This window comes from Mesorhizobium sp. M0011 (genome assembly GCF_040324155.1).
Lineage (GTDB): Bacteria > Pseudomonadota > Alphaproteobacteria > Rhizobiales > Rhizobiaceae > Mesorhizobium.
In genome coordinates, this window is record NZ_JAMYVQ010000019.1 from 79911 (window position 1) to 98950 (window position 19040).

At 63.4% G+C, this 19040-nt stretch carries 21 protein-coding genes, 2 pseudogenes and 1 riboswitch; of the genes and pseudogenes, 11 read left to right on the forward strand and 12 right to left on the reverse strand.

The annotated features are described in order from the left end of the window. The first annotated feature begins 51 nt into the window (after nucleotides 1–51). Entirely contained in the window at nucleotides 52–420 is a 369-nt protein-coding gene (locus NKK51_RS20550) for a glyoxalase superfamily protein (RefSeq protein ID WP_352554429.1), read from the forward strand. Here NKK51_RS20550 and NKK51_RS20555 read toward each other — a convergent pair. Then, complete coding sequence (locus tag NKK51_RS20555) at nucleotides 402–1280, reverse strand: LysR family transcriptional regulator (protein WP_352554430.1); 879 nt, start codon at nucleotides 1278–1280, stop codon at nucleotides 402–404. The genes NKK51_RS20550 and NKK51_RS20555 overlap by 19 nt on opposite strands. 222 nt (nucleotides 1281–1502) lie before the next feature. On the opposite strand from NKK51_RS20555, the gene NKK51_RS20560 reads away from it, so the two are divergent. After that, complete coding sequence (locus tag NKK51_RS20560; RefSeq protein WP_352554459.1) at nucleotides 1503–2450, forward strand: DMT family transporter; 948 nt, start codon at nucleotides 1503–1505, stop codon at nucleotides 2448–2450. Here the strand turns inward: NKK51_RS20560 and NKK51_RS20565 are convergent, their stop codons facing one another. From NKK51_RS20565 to NKK51_RS20575, 3 genes are all read right to left on the reverse strand, one after another. Beyond that, nucleotides 2451–2822, reverse strand: coding sequence for a response regulator (locus NKK51_RS20565; RefSeq protein ID WP_164754337.1), 372 nt, complete (start codon nucleotides 2820–2822; stop codon nucleotides 2451–2453). 198 nt (nucleotides 2823–3020) lie between these two features. Continuing rightward, nucleotides 3021–3563 carry a hypoxanthine phosphoribosyltransferase gene (hpt, locus tag NKK51_RS20570; protein ID WP_023811104.1) on the reverse strand — a complete coding sequence of 181 codons (543 nt, stop codon included), beginning with the start codon at nucleotides 3561–3563 and terminating at the stop codon, nucleotides 3021–3023. 23 nt (nucleotides 3564–3586) lie between these two features. Beyond that, nucleotides 3587–4231: a hypothetical protein gene (locus tag NKK51_RS20575; RefSeq protein ID WP_023811103.1), complete on the reverse strand. Its 645-nt coding sequence runs from the start codon at nucleotides 4229–4231 to the stop codon at nucleotides 3587–3589. Between the two features lie 192 nt (nucleotides 4232–4423). Here NKK51_RS20575 and ftsE point away from each other — a divergent pair, with 192 nt between their 5' ends. From ftsE to NKK51_RS20590, 3 genes are all read left to right on the forward strand, one after another. Continuing rightward, nucleotides 4424–5083, forward strand: coding sequence for a cell division ATP-binding protein FtsE (gene ftsE / locus NKK51_RS20580; RefSeq protein ID WP_010911739.1), 660 nt, complete (start codon nucleotides 4424–4426; stop codon nucleotides 5081–5083). Next, nucleotides 5076–6071: a cell division protein FtsX gene (locus NKK51_RS20585; protein WP_023811102.1), complete on the forward strand. Its 996-nt coding sequence runs from the start codon at nucleotides 5076–5078 to the stop codon at nucleotides 6069–6071. Before ftsE ends, NKK51_RS20585 begins: the two co-directional genes overlap by 8 nt. Nucleotides 6072–6204: 133 nt before the next feature. Next, nucleotides 6205–6930: a YdcF family protein gene (locus NKK51_RS20590; RefSeq protein ID WP_128304658.1), complete on the forward strand. Its 726-nt coding sequence runs from the start codon at nucleotides 6205–6207 to the stop codon at nucleotides 6928–6930. Here NKK51_RS20590 and NKK51_RS20595 read toward each other — a convergent pair whose 3' ends face one another. Both NKK51_RS20595 and NKK51_RS20600 read right to left on the reverse strand, forming a co-directional pair. Beyond that, a complete protein-coding gene (locus NKK51_RS20595) occupies nucleotides 6931–7563 on the reverse strand; it encodes a pyridoxamine 5'-phosphate oxidase family protein (protein ID WP_023811100.1) in 633 nt (210 codons plus the stop codon). Between the two features lie 24 nt (nucleotides 7564–7587). Beyond that, on the reverse strand, nucleotides 7588–8058 hold the full coding sequence (locus NKK51_RS20600) for a nuclear transport factor 2 family protein (protein ID WP_352554431.1): 471 nt from the start codon (nucleotides 8056–8058) through the stop codon (nucleotides 7588–7590). A 116-nt stretch (nucleotides 8059–8174) separates the two neighbouring features. Between NKK51_RS20600 and NKK51_RS20605 the strand changes: the two genes are divergently transcribed. Then, complete coding sequence (locus NKK51_RS20605) at nucleotides 8175–9077, forward strand: LysR family transcriptional regulator (RefSeq protein ID WP_352554432.1); 903 nt, start codon at nucleotides 8175–8177, stop codon at nucleotides 9075–9077. Nucleotides 9078–9196: 119 nt separating this feature from the next. Next, entirely contained in the window at nucleotides 9197–9997 is an 801-nt protein-coding gene (locus NKK51_RS20610) for a lysophospholipid acyltransferase family protein (RefSeq protein WP_023811098.1), read from the forward strand. 25 nt (nucleotides 9998–10022) lie between these two features. Here the strand turns inward: NKK51_RS20610 and NKK51_RS20615 are convergent. From NKK51_RS20615 to NKK51_RS20625, 3 genes and pseudogenes are all read right to left on the reverse strand, one after another. Then, a pseudogene (locus tag NKK51_RS20615) lies at nucleotides 10023–10648 on the reverse strand (LysE family translocator). A 90-nt stretch (nucleotides 10649–10738) separates the two neighbouring features. Continuing rightward, nucleotides 10739–11686, reverse strand: coding sequence for an aldo/keto reductase (locus NKK51_RS20620; RefSeq protein WP_023811096.1), 948 nt, complete (start codon nucleotides 11684–11686; stop codon nucleotides 10739–10741). Nucleotides 11687–11807: 121 nt separating this feature from the next. Beyond that, entirely contained in the window at nucleotides 11808–12329 is a 522-nt protein-coding gene (locus NKK51_RS20625) for a gamma-glutamylcyclotransferase (protein WP_128304663.1), read from the reverse strand. 141 nt (nucleotides 12330–12470) lie between these two features. On the opposite strand from NKK51_RS20625, the gene NKK51_RS20630 reads away from it, so the two are divergent. Next, the gene (locus NKK51_RS20630) at nucleotides 12471–13469 is read left to right on the forward strand and encodes a DUF2125 domain-containing protein (RefSeq protein ID WP_352554433.1); all 999 of its coding nucleotides are present in this window, start codon (nucleotides 12471–12473) and stop codon (nucleotides 13467–13469) included. 7 nt (nucleotides 13470–13476) lie between these two features. Beyond that, nucleotides 13477–14400, forward strand: a pseudogene (locus NKK51_RS20635) (sugar kinase). A gap of 7 nt (nucleotides 14401–14407) precedes the next feature. Here NKK51_RS20635 and NKK51_RS20640 read toward each other — a convergent pair. Both NKK51_RS20640 and hisC read right to left on the reverse strand, forming a co-directional pair. Further along, entirely contained in the window at nucleotides 14408–15343 is a 936-nt protein-coding gene (locus NKK51_RS20640) for a prephenate/arogenate dehydrogenase family protein (protein WP_023811092.1), read from the reverse strand. Nucleotides 15344–15349: 6 nt separating this feature from the next. After that, complete coding sequence (gene hisC, locus NKK51_RS20645; RefSeq protein WP_352554434.1) at nucleotides 15350–16459, reverse strand: histidinol-phosphate transaminase; 1110 nt, start codon at nucleotides 16457–16459, stop codon at nucleotides 15350–15352. Nucleotides 16460–16595: 136 nt separating this feature from the next. Further along, a riboswitch (SAM riboswitch) is annotated at nucleotides 16596–16673 on the forward strand. A gap of 114 nt (nucleotides 16674–16787) precedes the next feature. On the opposite strand from hisC, the gene metX reads away from it, so the two are divergent. Together metX and metW are read left to right on the forward strand one after the other, a co-directional pair. After that, on the forward strand, nucleotides 16788–17957 hold the full coding sequence (gene metX, locus NKK51_RS20650; protein WP_027038109.1) for a homoserine O-acetyltransferase MetX: 1170 nt from the start codon (nucleotides 16788–16790) through the stop codon (nucleotides 17955–17957). Continuing rightward, nucleotides 17954–18571 carry a methionine biosynthesis protein MetW gene (gene metW / locus NKK51_RS20655; protein WP_128304666.1) on the forward strand — a complete coding sequence of 206 codons (618 nt, stop codon included), beginning with the start codon at nucleotides 17954–17956 and terminating at the stop codon, nucleotides 18569–18571. The genes metX and metW overlap by 4 nt, the downstream gene beginning before the upstream one ends. Nucleotides 18572–18578: 7 nt before the next feature. Here the strand turns inward: metW and NKK51_RS20660 are convergent, their stop codons facing one another. Further along, entirely contained in the window at nucleotides 18579–18899 is a 321-nt protein-coding gene (locus NKK51_RS20660) for a DUF1330 domain-containing protein (protein WP_128304667.1), read from the reverse strand. Between the last annotated feature and the right edge of the window lie 141 nt (nucleotides 18900–19040).

The following is a 19040-nucleotide window of genomic DNA, read 5'->3' on the forward strand; positions in this document are numbered from 1 at the left end:
GATTGCCGTCCGCCATCCCACCTGAAAACCCTCTCGCACGGTTGCACCACCATGCCCAGACTTGGCGCCGTCACACCCATCCTGCGCATCTTCGACATTGCCAAGGCACGTGAATTCTACGTCGGCTTCCTCGGCTTCGAGGTGCAGTGGGAACATCGCTTCGCCGACGACGCGCCGCTTTACATGGCGGTCGGCCGCGACGGCTGTGTTCTGCATCTCAGCGAACATCACGGCGACGGTGCACCCGGCATCGCCCTGCGCATCGAGGTCGAGGACATCACGGCTCTTCGTGGCGAACTGATCGGCAAAAACTACCGCTTCGCCAGGCCGGGCGTGGAAGAGACGCCTTGGAAGACCCGCGAGATATCGGTCGCCGATCCGTTCGGCAACAGGCTGCATTTCTACGAGGATGCCGGCTGACTGAGCCTGTTGACGAAGGCTTCGCAGATCGCATCCTGCATGCCGTCGATCGCCTCGCCTGACGCATTCGGGTTGCGGTGCATCACCACGTTCGAGGAATCGATGGCGCCGAATCCGTCTGCCGTGGTCAGTTCACGACAGCCGTCCGGAATGTTACTGCGCGAAATCGGCGCGATCGCCAGTCCGGAGGTGACGGCGAGCTTGAGGCCGCCGGTGGTGTCGCTGGTATAGGCGACACGATAGGCAAGACCGCGCTGCTCCAACGATTTGATGGCAAAGTCCTTGCACCAGCCGGCCCGGTTGTAGAGCGCGATCGGCACCGGCTGTTCCTCATGCATATGGTGCAGGGTCGACGTCACCCACACGGTCGGGTCGTGCATCAGCACTTCGCCGCCGGCAGGATCCTGCCATTCGAACACCACGCACAGATCGAGCTCGCCGGCGGCGAGCGCCGCCATCTGTGCCCCGGAATGGGCATAGCGCACAGTGACTTCGACCTGCGTATGACGCTTCGAGAAGGCGCCGAGAGCGCGCGACAGGATGGCGTGGCCATATTCCTCCGGAATGCCGATGCGAACCGGACCGCCAAGCGGCGCTGCCGCCATTGATGCCGACGTCTCGTCGAGCAGCGAGACAATGCGGCGGGCGTTGACGATGAGTTCGCCGCCGCGCCGCGTCAACGCGACGCCGCGCGAACCGCGCTCGAACAGGCTGGCGCCGATCAGCTCTTCGAGCTTCTTCATCTGCATCGACACCGCGGATTGGGTGCGGCCGGCCTGCTCCGCCGCCTTGGTGAAATTGCCGGTCTCGGCAATGGCCACGAAGGTGCGCAGGAGATCGCTGTCGAGGGTCGGCCGCATGAAATCCGCCATAAGGGAATTTGATTGCTGGCATCATTCCAATTCGTTTGCAACATGTCAAATGGCGGACGATAGTCGCCTCACCCATTGGATATGCGGCTGCGAAATCAGCCGCGGACCAATCAAGAGTCCTCACTCGTGCCCGCTGCCCGAAACGGTGGCGGGTTCTTTTTACGCCGCAGGCGACAGCTTCGGACCGTACGCGCAGGAGCCTGGATGCAGATGCAGAATCGGATGGTGGGCGGCATCCTGAGCCTGTGCCTCGGCGTGCTGATCTTTTCGCTGCAGGATCCGCTCGTCAAAGCCGTGTCGAGCGGCTATCCAGTGACCGAGGTGATGGCGATCCGCTCGATCGTCGCCCTGCCGATCCTGATCGTTCTGGTCCATGCCGACGTCGGCCTGCGGGCAATCCAGTCGAAGCGATTCGGCATGCTGACGGTGCGCGCCTTCATCCAGTTCACCTCCTATACGATGTACTACCTGGCCATCGCCGCCTTGCCGCTTGCCGATGCGGTGGCGCTCTATTTCATGGCGCCGCTGTTCATCATGGTGCTGGCCGGGCCGTACCTTGGCGAGCGCGTCTCCTGGCAGACACTGGCAACCGTGCTGATCGGCTTGTTCGGCGTCCTCGTGATGCTGCGTCCGGGCGCAGGGCTGTTCGACTGGGCTGCGCTGCTGTCGCTGGGCTCGGCGGCGCTCTATGGTTTTTCGCAGCTGATGGCCCGCAAGATCGGCGATACCGAATCCTCCACCGTCATGGCCTTCTATCAGAACGGCGCCTATCTGGTCGGCGCCGCCGTGGTTGCCGGGGCGTTTCACCTGGCCGGCATCACCCACGCCGTCCATCCGAGCCTGGAATTCCTGGTACGGCCCTGGCTGTGGCCGACGCTGCCCGATTTTCTCAAGATGGCGGCCTGCGGTTTCGTCGCCTCCGCCGGCATGATCCTGCTGTCGCAGGCCTACCGGATGGCGCAGGCCAACCGCGTTGCCACTTTCGAATACACCGGCATCCTGTGGTCGCCGCTGTGGGGTTTCCTGTTCTTCGCCGAGGTGCCGCGGTCGACGACGGTGATCGGTGCTGCCTTGATCATCGGCGCCGGTCTGCTGGCGCTCAACACCGAACGGCGCAAGAGCGTTCCACCCGTGCTCACTGCCGCCGGCCCAGCCTGATCAGGCGAAGCAGATCAGCGCCCGCTCGACTCGCGAACGGATTTCGGCCAGCGTGAAGGGCTTCTGCACGACATCGAGGATGATGCCGTTCAATTCCTCGGCACGCTCGCGCTGGTCGGCATAGCCGGTCATCAGCACGATCTTCATCGCCGGAAACAGTGCCGCCGCCGCGATCGCCATCTCGATGCCGTCCATCTCCGGCATGCGGATATCGGAGACGACGAGATCATAGCCGCCACGCGCCGCCTGGATCAGCGAAAGCCCCTGCGCGCCGTCCGCCGCGATATCGATTGTGTGCCCGGCACGTTCAAGCGCGCGGGCGGCCAGGGTGCGGACGGACTCATCGTCCTCGACGATCAGAAGCTTTGCCATGGCCGGCATATTTGGCCGCCAAAAGTTGACTTTTCCTGAAAGCCCCAGAGCAATTCAGGAAAAGTGTGAGACGGTTTTCCGGGAAAAGCGCATAGCGCTTTCCCTTGGGAATTGCGTCAAAACAAAAAACTAGAGCGGTTCGGCGTTTTCGTGAAGCGGCGAACCGCTCTAAGCATCAGCAAACCTTTTTGATGCCGCTCAGACATCCCCTTTGACGACACCGACAAACGGCAACTCGCGAAAAGCATGCGCGACATCCATGCCGTAGCCGACAACGAAATAGTCGGGGCAGTCGAAGCCGACATAGTCGGCATTGAGCTCGGTCTGGCGGCGCATGCGCTTGTCGAGCAGCACGGCGATCGAACAGCTCTTGGCGCCCCGCGACAACATCAGCTCGCGGGTAAAGCTCAGCGTCTTCCCCGATTCGAGAATGTCGTCGATCAGCAGCACGTCGCGGCCGGCGACCTCATTGTCGATGTCGCGCAGCACCCTCACCTCGCCGCTGCTGGTGCCGGCGCCATAGCTGGAGATGAAGATGAATTCGACCTCCGGCGACAGGCCGACATCATGCATGGCGCGGATGAGATCTGCGGCGAAGATGAACGAGCCCTTCAGGACCGAGATCACCAGCAGATCGTGATAGTCGTGGCCGGCAATCTCCTTGGCGAGTTCCAGATTGCGCCGCGCGATCGCCGATGCTGAAAACAGAACCTCGATGTCCTTGCCGCGTACGATGGGCATTGATGGTCTTCCCCGGTGATCGCCTATTCGGCGAAAGTGACCGACACGGTCTTCACACCGTTTCTAGGCAAGTCGAGCCGGCTGGCAAAGCCGAATCTTTCGCCAGAGGCCAGCGAGCGGCCGGATGTCCCCAACGTATAGCGGGTGGTCTGCCCGTCATTGCCAGTCACCCGGATTTCAAGCGGCGGCAACTGCGTCGGTTTCGCACCGTCATTGACGGCCTCGCCATCGACGAACAGTGCGGCGTTCGGCCCGGTAGCGTCGACGCGTGACGTGACGCCCGAAATGCTGAGCGCCGACGCCTGCGCGCTGGACAGGAACGGCGCCTGGCGCACCAGCGCATGCCCGCCGGAGGTCCAGAATGCGGCCAAGGCAGCGCCGATGCCGGCGACCCAGAAGATTGGCCCGCCGCGTGAGGTTGGCGGTCGTTCTGCCGGAGTCTCGGGCTTGCGCAACATGTCCATGCCGTCGATGGGCGGCGTGACGATCGCGCGCGGCAGCGGCGAAACGCTTTCCACGGCAGGCGCAAGGCGCGGCATCACCACGTAGTCGGCATCGACGATGTCGGCAGCCGAACCGCGCATGAACCGGTCCGCTGCGGCGATTGCCGCCGGATCGGTCATGATTTCGCCGGAAACCGGGCGCGCGGTTCGATCGTCAGCCATCATGGCCCCAGCATTGCAGCACGTGTTCGCTTTTCGTTTCTTTTGCGTAAACACAAATGGTTAACGCTTCCCCACCGGAGCCCTCGTGACGAGCCGAAACAGCCCAGAAATTAACCGCCGGTTAACCATGCCGGCCGATGGTCTTTATCTAAAACAGGCCGGCTCGCCGCCGTGCCGAAATTCAGGTCGTCGAAATTGATTCGTTTCGAAAATGTCGGCCTCCGCTATGGCATGGGTCCGGAAATCCTCCGCGACATCTCCCTGCACATCCCGGAGCGCTCCTTCCAGTTCCTGAGCGGGCCTTCGGGCGCCGGCAAGACGACCTTGCTGCGCCTGCTGTTCATGTCGCTGAAGCCGACGCGCGGGCTGATCACCATCTTTGGCAAGGACCGTTCGCGCATCTCGCGCACCGAATTGCCGCATCTGCGCCGCCGCATCGGCGTGGTGTTCCAGGATTTTCGCCTGCTCGACCACATGACCACCTACGAGAACGTCGCGCTGCCGCTGCGCGTGCGCGGGCGCGAGGAGGCGAGCTACCGCACCGATGTCACCGAGTTGTTGAAGTGGGTCGGGCTGGGCGAGCGCATGCACGTGCTGCCGCCGGTTCTGTCCGGCGGCGAGAAGCAGCGCGCGGCGATCGCGCGGGCGCTGATCGAGCAGCCGGAAATCCTGCTCGCCGACGAACCGACCGGCAATGTCGATCCGCCGCTGGCGCGACGCCTGCTGCGGCTGTTCATCGAGCTCAACCGGCTCGGCACCGCGGTGGTGATCGCCACCCACGACCTTGGCCTGATGGAACAGGTCGACGCGCGCCGCATGATCCTGGCCGGCGGAAGGCTGGACATCTATGACTGAACTGTCCGCCGAACATTTTGTGGAACGGGAGCAGGACGCCGAGGCGACCGAGGCAAAGCCCCGCGCCCAGCGCAGGATGGCGCCGATCGTGCCGGCGCAGAACATCGCTGGCCGGGCACTGGTCCTGGTCATCGCCATCATGACCTTCCTGTCCTGCCTGACTTTCGGCGCGGTGACGCTGGTGCGCGACACAGCGTCCGTCTGGGAGAACCAGATTTCGCGCGAGGCGACCATCCAGATCAAGCCGGTCGACGGGCTCGACATGGAAGCAGCCCTTACCCAGGCCTCCCAGATCGCCGGTGAATTCCCTGGCGTCAAGACGACCCGGATCATCGACCGCGAGGCGACCGCGAGGCTCCTTGAGCCCTGGCTGGGCTCGGGGCTCAACATCGACGAATTACCCGTGCCGCGCCTGATTATCGTCACCATCGACGAGAACAGCCCGCCCGATTTCGCTGCCATGCGCGCCGCGATCACGCCGAAACTGCCGAGCGCATCGCTCGACGATCACCGCACCTGGGTCGACCGGCTGGTAGCCATGGCCCGCACGACGGTGACCATCGGCATCGCCGTGCTGGCGCTGATGCTGTCGGCGACCGTGCTGACCGTGGTGTTCGCGACGCGCGGCGCCATGGCCGGCAACGGTCACATCATCGAGGTGCTGCATTTCGTCGGCGCCGAAGCACGCTTCATCGCGCGCGAATTCCGCCGGCATTTCCTGGTCACCGGCATGAAGGGAGCAGCGGCTGGCGGTGCCGCCGCAGTGCTCGTGTTCATCGTCTTTTCCTGGTGGTCGTCGCGCAATATGGCGACGCCGCAGGCCGACCAGGCGACCGCCCTGTTCGGCAATTTCGCCATCGGTTCGGCAGGCTATCTCGGTGTCGTGTTGATGGTGCTGGTGATCGGCGGACTGACAGCTGCCACGTCCCACGTCACCGTCGTTGCCTATCTCAGCGACATCGATGTCCGCCAGCCGGATGCAGGCTAATTCATGTCGCCCAAAAGTGGGAACCGGTTGGGGGACAACGACATGGATAAAACAGGGTGATCACGGATGGAGAATTCACGTAACGCAAAGTGCGTCTTTTACCTACCCAAAGCCGCATTTCAGGATTAACCATATGGCGATGGACGCGCGGGATTCGACCGGTACGGCTGGGCAGATGCCAGTGGTGGTTGCCCGTTCGCATGACCGCCGCGCTGTGAGCCGTCTAAGAGCCGCGTTGCGCCTTTCGGCTCTGTCTCTGCTCATCCTCGCTACGTTGTTTGCCGGCGGTTTCGGCTGGTTCGCCAACAAGGTAAGCCATCTGACGACGCCCGCCAATCCGGCCAGGGCGGACGCGATCATTGTCTTGACCGGCGGCCAGTCCCGCCTCGATGCGGCGATGGATCTGCTGGCGTCCGGCAAGGGCGAACGGCTGCTGATCAGCGGCGTGCACCCTTCGGCCAGCCGTCGCCAGCTGCAGGCAGCGACCGGCGGCGACAAGAAGCTGTTTTCCTGTTGCGTCGACATCGACCGCGCCGCGCTCGATACGATCGGCAATGCGGAGGAAAGCGCCAAATGGGTCGAGAGCCACGCCTATGGCACGGTGATCCTCGTCACCAACAATTATCACATGCCCCGCAGCCTGCTGGAAATGGGCAGGCTGCTGCATGGCGCCAAGCTCGAGCCCTATCCGGTGGTCAATTCTAACCTCGACAATGGCGGCTGGCTGACCAAGCCGCGGGCATTGCGCGTGCTGTTCACCGAATACAACAAATATCTGCTGGCGCTGGCGCGCGGCATCGTGCCGGTCAAGCCGACGCCTAACGGCATCGCACTGGCCGAAACCGCGGCCGGCGGCTGATTATTCCCCTGCGGCCGCGCCCGAATTTCCCCTGAGCCGTGCGATCTCCTGCTCAAGGCGTTCGATACGCTTGTCCCGCTCTTCGAGTGCCGCCGCCACGTCGGCCGCCTCGAACCGTTGCGGGATATGCTGCGGGCAATTGGCATCCCAGGCCGAGACCGTGAACAGGATGACCTGCTCGGGGCGCGCCTTGTAGTCTTGCGGCATCAGTTTCGCCATCAACTCGGCGTCACTCTCGACGACCCGCGCCGTGCCCCAGATCTTGATGCGCTGGCGGTGCATATAGTCGATCAGGAACAGGAACGCCCTTGGATTGTCGGCCAGATTGCCCTGCGTGATGAACTGCCGGTTGCCGGCAAAATCCGCGAAGCCGATCGTGTGTTCATCCAGCACCTTGAGGAAGCCGGCGGGCCCGCCGCGATGCTGGATGTAGGGCTGGCCATCGCCATTGGCCGTCGACAGGAAAACGCTGGTCTGCATCTCGACGAAGGCGGCAAGGTCCGGGGTGATGCCGGCCTGCCAGCCGCCACGCTCCTCGACGCGGGCATAGGACTGACGTGAGCCCTTGCGGGCCTGGATCGCCTTGACGGTCGGCGTGAAGGCAACGTCGCTGGTGAAAGCATGCGCGTTCATTGAAAGCTTCCTTGCGGCAAGATGCTAAAGTCCGAGCTCCGACAGTGTCGGGTGGTCGTCCGGCCGCCGGCCGAGCAGCCAGTGATACTTGCGATCGGCCTCGCCGATCGGCAGGTCGTTGATGCTGGCGATGCGCAGGCGCATCAGTCCATGTTCGTCGAATTCCCAGTTCTCGTTGCCGTAGCTGCGGAACCATGAACCGCTGTCGTCGTGCCATTCATAGGCGAAGCGCACGGCGATGCGGTTGCCGTGGAAGGCCCAGACGTCCTTGATCAGACGATAGTCAAGCTCGCGGCTCCATTTGCGTGTCAAGAACGCCTGGATGGCATCGCGCCCTTGCAGGAATTCGGCCCGGTTGCGCCAGCGACTGTCCATTGTGTAGGCAAGCGCGACCCGTGCCGGATCACGGGAGTTCCAGGCGTCCTCGGCCATGCGCGCCTTTTGCGCTGATGTCTCTGCGGTGAAGGGCGGCAGTGGCGGCCGGGCTTCGGACATGGCAACTCCTTTGCGAGGCCATGCTGCAGGCAGGCCGACACCCAATATAAAGCCTTCCATCCTTCCAATGCAGATGGCATATTTGCAACTCATCCTTCCATTTTCCGGAAGAAGCTATGGATCGTCTCGAAGCCATGTCGCTCTTTGTCGCCGCGGTGGAGGCCGGCAGCCTTTCCGCAGCCAGCCGCCGTTTCGGCATTCCGCTGGCGACGGTCAGCCGCAAGGTTTCCGATCTGGAACGCCATCTGAACACACGCCTTTTGAACCGCTCCACGCGCAGGCTGACGCCGACCGATGCCGGCCAGGCCTATCTTGCCGCCTGCCGCCGCATCCTCGACGACGTCGGTGAGGCCGAACGCACGGCTGCCGGAGAGTACAGCGCTCCAACCGGCGAACTGGCCATCACCGCGCCGGTCGTCTTTGGCCGCCTGCACGTGCTGCCGGTCGTCACCGGCTTTCTCGCAGCCTATCCCGACGTGGACATCCGCCTGATATTGGCAGACCGCATAACCCAGCTGGTCGAGGACCATTTCGACCTCGCCATCCGCATCGGCCGGTTGCCCGATTCGAGCCTGGTCGCCATGGGCGTCGGCGCGATCCGCCGCGTCGTTTGCGCCAGCCCCGCCTATCTGGCTGAACACGGCACGCCGATCACCCCGGAAGATCTGGAAACACACGATTGCATCACCTTTGAGGGACTTGCTTCCGCCGCCACCTGGAGCTTCATCAAGGGCAAGGCAGAAATCCCGGTTCAGGTCCATTCACGGCTTCAGATCAACACCGCCGAAGCGGCCATCGATGCGGCGATTGCCGGCGTCGGGCTCACAAAAGTGCTCTCCTACCAGATCGAGGCCGCGCTGCGGTCCGGCATGCTGCGCGTCCTGCTGGAGGAGTTCGAGCCAAATCCATGGCCGGTAAGCCTGGTGCATGCGGGCCATGGCCTGCTGCCGGTGAAGCTGCGTGCCTTCCTCGATTTTGCCGGCCCGCGCCTGAAGGAGCGGCTGGCGCGGCTGAAGTAGCGGAACCGGGTCTCCCCAATCAGCGACCGCTTTCTTCGTCGGTCAAGGCGCCCTGCGGCCATTTCCTTTTTCCCCGCGCTTGGTGTAACCAACGCTCACCTCCTCACCGGGCCTCCCCCATGCTCTATGCCAGATCGCTGACGTTCAATTTCGTCTTCTACGTCAACCTGATCGTCCAGATGATCCTCTGGACCCCCTATTATTTCCTGTCGCCCCGTCACCGCGCCTGGTTCGTGCCGAAATTCTGGTCGCGCACCTCGATGTGGCTCTTCGACAAGATCGCTGGAACGAAGAGCGACATCACTGGCCAGGAAAACCTGCCAGCAGGCTCGTTCATCCTGGCGCCCAAGCACCAGTCGTTCTGGGACGCGATCGCCTTCTTCCCCTTCCTCCAGGACCCGCTCTACATCTTGAAACGAGAGCTGACCTGGATCCCGTTCTTCGGCTGGTACATCATGAAGATGCGGATGATCCCGGTTCACCGCGGCAGCCGCTCGAAGGCGCTGAAGGCCGTGGTCGCCGCGACCAAGGAGGAGATGGCGCGCAACCCTCGCCAGCTGATCATCTATCCCGAGGGCACACGCCGGGCACCGGGCGACGAACCGGCCTACAAATACGGCATCGTCGAAATCTATGCGCAGCTTGGCGTTCCGGTGGTGCCGGTTGCCCATGTCGCCGGCCTGTACTGGCCGCGCCGGAAATTCCTGCGCTACCCCGGCACCATCAAGGCACGCTTCCTGCCGCCGATCCCGCCCGGCTTGAGCAAGGACGAATTCATGGCCCGGCTGATCGGCGAGACCGAGGCTGCCTGCGACCAATTCCTGATTGATGTGGCGCGCGGTCCGAGCCCGCCTGCCTTGCCTCCGACAGCGGTGAAAAGGCTGCAAGAGCTGGACGCGGCTGAAAGAACCAAAGCCTGAATCGGAAGTCTCCGGCCGACAGTTCTCAACCGAACACGGCCGGCGTGGTGGTCAACACCAGCGTCGCGGCAAAGACCAGATTGATGATCCGCGAGGCCGCCGGCCGGCGCAGGAAGCGCGCGAACGATGCTCCCACGACAAGCCACAGAGCATGGATGGCAACGATCATCAGGGCGAGAGCCGTCAGCTTCAGCCATGGACCAAGCTCAGTGGCGCCCTGTTTGGACGAAGCACTGGCGAACACGGCGGCGATCGCCACATAGGCCTTTGGATTGGCGACCGCGAGAAGGAATCCAGCCAGCCATGTTGGAACGAAGCCTCGGCGCCGCGTGCTGCCATGGGCGGCGCCGTGGCGATCTTGAAGGCGAGATAGAGGATGTAGGCCGCGGAAGCGAAAGCCAGCAACGGCGCCAGCCTCGGCATCGCGGTGAGCACCGCCACGACCCCGGTCGCGACAACCAGAAGCACGGCGATCGTGCCCAGTATGATTCCCCAGGCATAACCCAGCGAGCGGCGCAAACCGAAGGCAGCGCCGACGGCGGTAACGCTTATCGTCGCCGGTCCCGGGCTGCCCATGATCACCAGGGCGGCAAGCATCAGCGCGAGAAGTTGTCCCCAAAAATCCGGCTGCGAAAGAAGCGGCTCAGCCATTTTCTCCTCTGTCCTGCCTTGCGCGAAGAGACGGTATGGCAGGACCAGAGGGGCGTCTTGGACGTTCGTGCGAGGCGTCGCGACTGAGCTTCAGCCGCTCGCCTTGTCGAGTTCGGTCATGTCGGCGGCGGTCAGTTTCAGCGACGCCGCCCTGATCAGGCTGTCCATCTGTTCAGGCTTGGTGGCGCTGGCGATCGGCGCGGTGACGCCCGGCCGAGCGATAACCCAGGCAAGCGCCACTTCCGCCTGCTTGGCCGAATGCCTTGATGAAACCGCGTCGAGTGCCGCAAGGATGCGCATGCCGCGCGCATTGAGATAGTCCTTCACCCCGCCGCCACGCGGGCTTTGACCGAGATCGGCCTCGCTGCGGTATTTGCCGCTGAGGAAACCCTTGGCCAGGCTGAAATAGGTGATGACGCCGATGTCCTCGGCCACGCATAGATCGCGCAACGGCCCGTCGAAGGACGAGCGATCGTAAAGATTGTATTCCGGCTGCAGCACCTCGTAGCGCGGCAGGCTGCGCAAGCTCGCCACATCGAGTGCGGCACGCAACTGGCCGGCGTCGAGATTCGAACAGCCGGCATAGCGGATTTTGCCCTTGGCGAGCAGCTTCTCGTAGGCGCCAAGCGTTTCTTCATAGGGCGTTGCAGGGTCCGGCCAATGCGACAGATAGAGATCGATAAACTCGGTCTGCAGCCGCTTCAGCGATGCATCGACGGCCTTTTCGATGTATGCGGCGGACAGGTCCTTGTGCCCCTGCCCCATATCCGAACCGACCTTGGTGATCACCACGACTTTGTCGCGATTGCCACGGTCTTTCATCCATTTGCCGATGATGTTTTCCGATTCACCGCCTTTGTGGCCGGGAACCCAGCGCGAATAGGCATCCGCCGTATCGATGGCGTTGAGGCCGGCGCCGACGAAGCGGTCGAGCAGGTCGAACGAGGTTTTCTCGTCGGCGGTCCAGCCGAAGACGTTGCCGCCCAGAACCAGCGGCGCGATGGACAGGTCGGTGCGACCGAGACGACGTTTCTGCAAGGCGGATCTCCGGGATGATTGGGGCGGGCAAATGGCGCCCGCGGGCTGAGGGTCGGAGCCTAACCTAGGTCTTGCCTGAACGAGGTCAAAGGCCTGGCCGCCTTTTTCCGCAGAGCCAGCTTCACAAAGGCGCGACCTGCCTGGCGACATCCTCCAGCCAGTGGTCGCTTATGCCCAACGCCTCGAGATGCTCAAGCGTGCTCAGCACATAGTCCTCGTTGTTGCCGGACTGGCCGACCGAGCCGCGCACCACGGCCGCCGCATCCGCCGCGTCGAGCGCTCCGGCATATTGCTCGTGGTGGCGGTCGACAATGTAGACCACCGCGTCGACCGTACCGCCCCCGTCGAGGCGAATCTTGAGCATGCGCTCCAGATAGACATTGGTGACCAGTTCGCGCTCGCGAAGATAGGCCATGACCTCGTCGCGCAAGTCGCCGGGGACGCGGAATGCGAGGCCGACGCAGGACCCGCCGCGGTCGAGGCCGAGCACCAGCCCCGGCCGCTCGCGCGTGCCGCGATGCACGAAGGAATAGACGCAGAGCGAGCGCCGGTAGCCATGCAGGCGGGCACGCTGTGTTTCGACATGCGCGAATCCCGGCCGCCAGATCAGCGAGCCATAGCCAAACACCCAAAAATCGCCCATATCGCCGCGCCTGATTGCAAAAGATGCCAACACCGCACCCGGACCGGTGTTTTTTCCGCCCGTCCCGTCTAACTATCGTCTGTCTACCTGGCGGAATCGACTACCCGTCCGCAACACCCATGCGTTAACGAGAGCCAAAGCATGACGTCAAGTGACGAACGCCAGCCGAACAAACGTCGCCGCCTGGTCTGGCTTGCAGCATTCATCGTCGTGCTGCTCGCCCTCTACAGCGGCGGCTGGTTCTATCTGGCTGACCGCGTCAGGAGCGAGGCCGACAAGGCGGTTGCCACGCTCAACAAGAATGGCGTCGAGGCCGGCTGCGCCAATCTCCAGGTCAGCGGCTATCCCTTGAGCTTTACCGTCTCCTGCGACAACCTCGCCTATGAGGACGATGCCAAGAACATTGCGGCTTCAGCCGGCAGTTTCAACGCAGCCGCCCAGATCATCCAGCCTCTGTCGCCGGTTGCCAATCTGCGCGGCCCGCTCAGGACCTCCGTTCCGGACATGGTGCCGCTGTGGATAGACTGGGACAATCTGCAGGCCAATTTCAAATTGTGGTGGCCGCTGCCGCAGCGGATTTCGCTGGAGGCAGAGGGCCTTTCCGGCCAGACCGACCCGGCCGACGACACCGATCCGGTGCAACTGTTCAGCGCCGGCAAGGCATCGAGTCAGTTGCAGCCCAACGGTGAGGATATCGACTATCTCGGCAGTTTCGGCGATCTCGAGATCGACCCCGACGCAATTGGCGGGCGCGTGCTTCCGGCGCTCGATGCCAGTGGCGACGTCACGCTGAAGAACGGTGTCGCGTTGATCGGCACGCAGGTGAAGAGCCTTCGTGGCCAGGCGATCGAAATCCGCAACCTCGACCTGTCGTCGGGGACGGCGCGCATCACCGTTTCGGGACCGCTCTCGGTCGATGCCGAGGGCCTGATCAACGCCGATCTGATGATCAGGCTGAAGGACCCGAAGGCGGTGGCGGCCATTCTCGGCGCCGCCATACCCGAGCAGAAAAGCCAGATCGAGCAGGGCTTTGCTGCCCTGGCGGTGCTCGGCAACGAACCGTCGATGCCGCTGAAGGTGGTCAGGGGCAAGGCCTCGCTCGGCTTCATTCCGCTGGGCAAGATCAAGCCGGTGGAATAGCGCTGCGATGGCAAGACCCGTGAAGCTGCTGAGCGTTGGCGCTTTGACGCTGGACACCATCCTGCGCGTCGAGACGCTGCCCGTGCATCAAGGCAAGTTCATTGCCTCCGACGGCGTCCAGATCGCCTCGGGCATGGCCACGAGTGCTGCCTGCGCCGCGCATCGCCTGGGGGCCGAGGTATCGCTGTGGGCGAGCGCGGGTGACGATGCCGTCGCCGACCAGCTCATCGCCGGCATCGAGGCCGAAGGCGTCGATTGCACCTTTGTGCGCCGCGTCAGAGGCGCCCGCTCGGCGCTGGCCTCGATCCTGGTCGACGCGTATGGCGAGCGCATCATCGTGCCGTTCTATGACGGGCTTGCCCAGGCCGATCCCGAAGCCTTGCCGGTCGCCGACCTCACGGCATTCGACGCCGTACTGGTCGATGTCCGCTAGCCAGGTGCGGCAGCCCTTGCCCTGAGAGCGGCGCGCGCCCTCGGCCGGCCGGCAATCCTCGATGCCGATACCGCACCGTTGCAGATCCTGGAACAGCTGTTGCCGCTCGCCACGCACATCGTCGCTTCGGAAACGGCGGCGCGCATTGTCTGCGGCCAGGCGCTCGATCCGGAAACGGCTTGCGCCGATCTCGCCAGCCGCACCGACGCTTTTGTCGCAGTGACAGGCGGCGCGGCGGGCAGTTGGTGGCACGACCGTCGCGCAGGCTGCGTGCGCCATGTCGCGGCACCGAAGATCAAGGCGATCGACACATTGGCCGCCGGCGATGTCTTTCACGGCGCCTTCGCCGTCGGGCTGGCGGAAGCCATGCCGGTCGAGCAGGCTTTGCGCTTTGCCAGTGCGGCCGCCGCGCTCAAATGCCTGCGCTTCGGCGGCAGGCTTGGTGCGCCGAACCGGGCCGAGACGCTGGCCATGGTTGCGCAGACCTGGCCAGCCTGAAACTGACTTAGCCCTTCGCGGGATGCTCGACGGCCTGGCGACCGAAATCGGGCACGTCGATGTCCTGGCCGGCCTCGATGATCGAGCGGCGCACAGCGCGGGTGCGGGTGAACAGGTCGAAGAGTTTTTCGCCGTCCCCCCAGCGGATCGCGCGTTGCAGGGACGCCAGATCTTCCGAGAACCGCGCCAGCATTTCGAGGATGGCGTCCTTGTTGTGCAGGCACACATCCCGCCACATGGTCGGATCGGAAGCGGCAAGACGCGTGAAGTCGCGGAAGCCGGAAGCCGAATATTTGATCACTTCGGACTTGGTCACCGACTGCAGATCGTCGGCGGTGCCGACGATGTTGTAGGCGATGATGTGCGGCAGGTGCGAGACGATGGCCAGCGTCATGTCGTGATGCTGCGGGTCCATGGTATCGATGTTGGCGCCGCAGCGGCGCCAGAACTCCGACAGCCGCTCCAGCGCGTCCGCGTCGGTATCGGGCAGCGGCGTGAAGATGCACCAGCGATTGTCGAACAGGTCGGCGAAGCCGGCGTCGGGGCCGGATTTTTCCGTGCCCGCCAGCGGGTGGCCGGGAATGAAATGGACGCCTTCAGGGACATAAGGCTGCATCTGCGCGATGACAGACGCCTTGGTCGAGCCGACATCGGTGAGGATCGCGCCCTTCTTCAGCGCCGGCGCGATTTCCTCGGCCACCGCGCCGGATGAGCCGACCGGCACCGAAATGACGACTAGGTCGGCATCGCGGACCGCCTCTTTCGCATCGGTGGTATAGCTATCGCCCAGCCCGAGTTCCTCGGCTCGCGCCAGCGTCGCCGCACTGCGCGTTGATATGGCCACGTGACGGGCCAGCCCCTCGCGGCGGATGACGCGGGCCAGCGACGAGCCGATCAGGCCGATGCCGACCAGCGCGATCTTTTCAAACATCGGTGATGTCATGGCGTTCTAGCTTTTCAGAAATGTCGTGAGAGCGGCGACAACGCCGCGATTGGCTTCTTCGGTGCCGACGGTCATGCGCAACGCGTTGGGAAAGCCATAGCCCGAAACGCGCCGCAATATATAGCCGCGCGCCGTCAGATAGTCGTCCGCCGCCGCCGCCGAATGCTTCTGATCGTCAGGAAAATGAACGAGGACGAAATTGCCGACGCTCGGCGTTACCCGCAGCCCGAGCTTTGTGAATTCCTCGCTCAGCCAGGCCAGCCAGGTCTCGTTGTGCGCCACGCTGCGCTCGACATGGGCGCGGTCGCGGATGGCTGCGATACCGGCCTCGATCGCCGTCGCATTGACGTTGAAGGGACCCCGCACGCGGTTGATGGCGTCGACGATATGCATCGGCGCATACATCCAGCCGATCCGCGCTCCGCCGAGGCCGATCTTGGAGAAGGTACGGGTCATCACCACGTTCTGGGCAGCACCGACCAGCTCGATGCCGGCCTCATAGTCGTTGCGGCGGACATATTCGGCATAGGCCGCGTCTAGCACCAGAAGCACGTGCCTGGGCAGGCCGGCATGCAGGCGGCGCACCTCCTGGAAAGGCACATAGGTGCCGGTCGGATTGTTGGGATTGGCCAGGAACACGATCTTGGTGCGCGGCGTGACGGCTGCGAGGATGGCGTCGATATCGGCGCGCTCGTCTCTTTCCTTGATCGTCACCGGAACGGCACCTGCCGACTGGATGTAGATCTTGTAGACCATGAAGGCGTGTTCGGTGATGACAGCCTCGTCGCCGGGCGCCAGATAAGTCTGCGCCAGCAGGCCGAGGATCTCGTCGGAGCCGTTGGAGCAAATGATGTTCTGCGGGTTGAGACCATGCACCTCGGCGATCGCTTCGCGCAGCCGCCTGGCGGTGCCATCTGGATAGACGTCGAGCTTTCCGGCAATCTCGCGCGCGGCTTCGATCGCTTTCGGCGAGGGCCCTAGCGGATTCTCGTTCGAGGACAGCTTGTGAATCTTGGCGACGCCCGCGGGCGCCGTGCTCTTGCCCGGCACATAGGCGTCTATGTCCATGATGCCCGCGCGCGGGGTTGGACGTGCCTGGTCCGGTGTCTGGCTCATGTCGCAAAATCCGTCGAGAACGCTTCCTGAGGGAAGCCGCAGCGGAAATACAAGCCGTGGCCTGCAATGTCGAGAGGCGACAGCCACCGCCCAAGGCTGGCCGTTGACGCCGGCGCGCCACAGCCCTAGAAGGGGAGCGGACTTCCGTGGTGATTTGGCCGGTCGGCTTGCAGCCACGTTAAACAACTTGCTAAAGGGCCGTTTGCATCCTGTAACCGGCTTTGCGACCGCAATGCCGGTTTTTTGTTGTCCGCGCCGGCCGGACACCCGGATCGGCATCGACTTTCGACAAGCGCGATGCGTGGGCTCAAAGTGTGAGATGGATGTCATGGCCGTTCTGCGTGCCCGCAAAACCAACAACGAGGTCGACCAACCGTCGAGCCCGGTTTTGCGTTTTGGATCCGACAAGCCGCTCAAGCTGGACGCCGGCACGCTGCTGTCACCGTTCCAGATCGCCTACCAGACCTACGGCACGCTGAACGATGCCCGCTCCAACGCCATCCTCGTCTGCCATGCACTGACCGGAGACCAGCACGTCGCCAGCACCAATCCGGTGACCGGCAAGCCTGGCTGGTGGGAAGTGCTGATCGGCCCCGGCAAGATCATCGACACCAATCGCTTCTTCGTCATCTGCTCCAACGTCATCGGCGGTTGCCTTGGGTCCACCGGTCCGGCCTCGACCAATCCCGCCACCGGCAAGCCCTATGGGCTCGACCTGCCCATCATCACCATTCGCGACATGGTGCGGGCGCAGCAGATGCTGATCGACCATTTCGGCATCGAAAAGCTGTTCTGCGTGCTCGGCGGCTCTATGGGCGGCATGCAGGTGCTGGAATGGGCATCGAGCTATCCGGAGCGGGTCTTCTCGGCGCTGCCGATCGCCACCGGCGCGCGCCATTCCTCGCAGAACATCGCCTTTCATGAGGTTGGCCGCCAGGCTGTCATGGCCGATCCGGACTGGCATGGCGGCAAATATTTCGAGCACGGCAAACGCCCGGAAAAAGGCCTGGCGGTGGCGCGCATGGCCGCCCACATCACTTACCTGTCGGAAGCCGCCCTGCACCGCAAGTTCGGCCGCAATCTGCAGGATCGCGAGGCGCTGACCTTCGGCTTCGACGCCGACTTCCAGATCGAAAGCTATCTGCGCCACCAGGGCATGACCTTCGTCGATCGCTTCGACGCCAATTCCTACCTCTACATGACGCGGTCGATGGACTATTTCGACCTTGCCGCCGACCATGGCGGCCGGTTGGCCGATGCCTTCGCCGGAACGAAAACCCGCTTCTGCCTGGTGTCTTTCACCTCGGACTGGCTGTTTCCGACCGAGGAGAGCCGCTCGATCGTGCATGCGCTCAACGCCGCCGGCGCATCGGTATCCTTCGTCGAGATCGAAACCGACCGCGGCCACGACGCATTCCTGCTCGACGAGCCGGAACTGTTTGCCGCCATTAACGGCTTCATCGGCTCGGCGGCACGAGCAAGAGGGCTCTCATCATGAACGTCAATTTCGACCAGCGCGTCGACCTTGAAGTCGTCGCCAACCTCATCCCACCACAGTCGCGCGTGCTCGATGTCGGCTCGGGCGACGGCTCGCTGCTCGAATTGCTGCAGGACAGCAAGCAGGTCGACGGCCGTGGGCTCGAGCTGTCGCAGCGCGGCGTCAACGAATGCGTGGCGCGCGGCCTCTCGGTCATCCAAGGCGATGCCGACAAGGATCTCGAATTCTATCCCGACAAGGGCTTTGACTTCGTCGTCCTCTCGCAGACGCTGCAGGCCACCCGCAACCCGAAGCTGGTGCTCGACGAACTGCTCAGGATCGGCAATCGCGCCATCGTCTCCTTCCCCAATTTCGGCCATTGGCGTGTGCGTCTGTCACTGTTCGTCAACGGCCGCATGCCAGTGACCAAGGATCTGCCCTACTCCTGGTACGACACGCCCAACATCCACTTCTGCACCATCCGCGACTTCGTCAATCTGTGCGACGAGCTCGGCGCGACCGTCGAGAAGGCAACCGCTCTCGACGCCAACGGCCAGAAGATCGGCCTGTCGATGCCGTGGTGGTTCTGGAACTTCTTCGGCCAGCAGGCAGTGTTCTTGCTGAAACGGCAGTAGCCGCAAGCTATTCGAGGATGTCCGTGGCCTTGTGCGGATGTTCGACGCCGTCAGCAAACACCACATCGGCCTCCGAATTGTCCGTGCGCAGCGCCAATATCGCCTGGTAGGCGGACGAATTGTACCAGCCATGCACATGCTGCCTGTCGGGAAATTCGATGATGATCAGATGGCCCGGCCAGTTGTTCTCGATCACCTCGACATCGCCGCCATGGACCAGAAAACGGCCGCCGAAAGGTTCCAGCGTGGCATCGATCTTGTGCAGGTATTCGACGATCTGCGGGCCCATCGTGGCTTGGCGCATATGGGCAACGGCGTAAGCGGTCATAAGTGCACTCCCTTTCAATCGAAGCCGATTGCCGGCTCCACAGGCACAGATACCCAATGGTCGTGACGGAATTCGATTACTCCAAAAGTAATAAGAATGACATGGACGCGATCGTGACGAATCGGCCTGCGCGATCCTGAG